Source organism: Winogradskyella sp. (assembly GCF_013213975.1).
Classification (GTDB): Bacteria; Bacteroidota; Bacteroidia; order Flavobacteriales; family Flavobacteriaceae; genus Winogradskyella.
The window spans coordinates 1-2,292 of the sequence record NZ_JABSST010000154.1 but is presented as its reverse complement, the minus strand read 5'-3'; the positions used below and the strand labels follow the sequence as shown (position 1 = coordinate 2,292).

Genomic DNA, 2,292 nt, shown 5'->3' with positions numbered 1-2,292 from the left:
ATTATGTTGATAAAGTAAAATCCGCATTCGAAATTTAATAATTCCTTTTAAAATACTATAAACCCTCACATTTTAGTGAGGTTTTTTTTGTGGTGAAAATTAATGTCAGGTAGGAGAAATTGAGATACATCTGTTTTATAAACAACAATAAACAACTTAATTTAAATCTACACCTATTATGAAAAGCATTAAAACCTACCCAAATCTTATTTTAATTATTTTATTAGCGCTGATAACCTTAACAGGTTGTCAGCAAGACGATGGCCCTTCTAATGGAGGGAACCAACAAGAAAATATTCCAGACACCTTCTCAGAATATTTTGGAAATCCCGTATCACGAAACTTTCTTGGAAATGTTATTGATACGGATAAAAATCCAATAGAAGGAGTTACAATTACTATAGGCAGCCAAACGGCCACTACAGACGAAAATGGTGTTTTTATCCTTAACAACGCTACTGTAAATGAACGTTTTGGCTATATCAAAGCAGAGAAAGCAGGTTATATTCATGGGTCTCGAAGTGTGGTACCAACACGCGGTATCAACAAGGTTACCATTATGCTTTTAGAAGCCACGATTGCAGGAAGTGTAAATAGTGGATCTGCAGAAACAGTTACTGCAAATGATGGCAGTTCTGTGAGTTTTGACGGAAACTTTGTAAAAGAAGATGGAACCGAGTACACTGGAAATGTAGATGTGGTCATTCGTCATTTAGACCCAGCAGACGAAGACATGGTGATGCAAATGCCAGGTATGCTATATGCAGAAAACGAAGACGGAGCTGAACGCATGCTGCAAACCTTGGGTATGCTTGCTGTGGAGTTAATTGGTTCTGGTGGAGAAGACCTTAATTTAGCCGAAGGTTCGACTTCTGAAATTAGAATTCCAGTTGATGCAAGTTTAATGAGTATTACTCCGGCAACCATCCCACTTTGGTCTTTCGATGAAACTAATGGCTATTGGAAACAAGAAGGATTTGCAACGCTACAAGGCAATATGTACGTAGGAAATGTAACGCATTTTTCATTTTGGAATTGCGACATTCCCGCAGAAGCCATAACCCTTTGTGTAACGGCTACTAACGCTAACAACCAGCCTTTAAATAATTTATCCATTAGTATAACAAGTGGCACTTTTGGAACTACGTATGGCTATACCAATGAAAATGGTGAAGTTTGTGGATTCGTACCAAGTGGTGAAGCCTTAGAACTAAACGTTTACAGTTATGATTTTTGTGATGATGCATCATTATTAACGCAAGTTATTGGTCCGTTTACAGCAGACTCAGATATTACTATAGTGGTTCCAGATAATCCAGATATCATTCAAGAAACAGCCTTTGGAACCTTTAGTACTTGCGATGGTGCCGATGTTACCGATGGCTATGTAAGATTAGGTTATGCCAATCAAATTTTTACCGATGCTGTTACCGATGGTACCTTCGAAATTAATCTACTGAGATGTAGTGATAATAATACCTTTAGCATTCAAGGTAGTGACTATGTTAACCTACAAACAACAGACAGCATTAGCTATACCTTTACAACACCTGTAACCGATATCGGGACGATTAGCGCTTGTAATGCTGTAACCGAATTTATTCAGTATACCATCGATGGTGGTGACAGTGTGATTATTTTCGAGAATATTTCAGCTAATTTTTACCAGTCTAATCCAAATTCCTCTACGCCAACCATAGACATTTTTGCATCAAATAACGATCAAGAAAATTGCTTTTATATGTATGGTGCGTTAAATGATCCTGACTATTTAGGCACCTATGATAATTACACCTTCCAAGGAGGAACAACAGACGATACTGGCTTTTTTATAGGAGAATGTTTAAGCGTATCTGATGAGAATAACAACATTACTTATAACTTAAGCACCCTTGAAAATGTGGGAGAATATATAGATATTAATTTTAGCGGAGACTACCAAGACTATAACGGTGATCCGCACACTATTACTGGTGTTGTCCATGTTTTAAGAGACAATTAAAATCATAAAATAGAGCCCATAAAAAGCCTTCAATAATTTGAAGGCTTTTCTTTTTGTTTAAGATTTCTACGCAACCCTTTTTCGTTTTTCACATCTATTTAAAAAAGAAAACTAAAATCAATCGCTATGAAATCAACTCAATTTTTCTCAAAAATCTTTCTCGTTTTATGCCTCATTTTAGCATCCTGTCAAAGGGATGATGGTATTACCAATGATAGCAATCAAAATGAATTCATTCCAGACACTTTTTCTGATTATTTTGGAAATGAAATTTCCAGAAACTTCTTAGG

Annotated in this window: 1 protein-coding gene; it reads left to right on the top strand. The window is 36.2% G+C overall.

What is annotated here, in order from left to right; translation table 11 throughout:
- The first annotated feature begins 178 nt into the window (after positions 1–178).
- Entirely contained in the window at positions 179–2,002 is a 1,824-nt protein-coding gene (locus HRU49_RS14550) for a hypothetical protein (RefSeq protein ID WP_296358442.1), read from the top strand.
- Positions 2,003–2,292 lie beyond the last annotated feature (290 nt).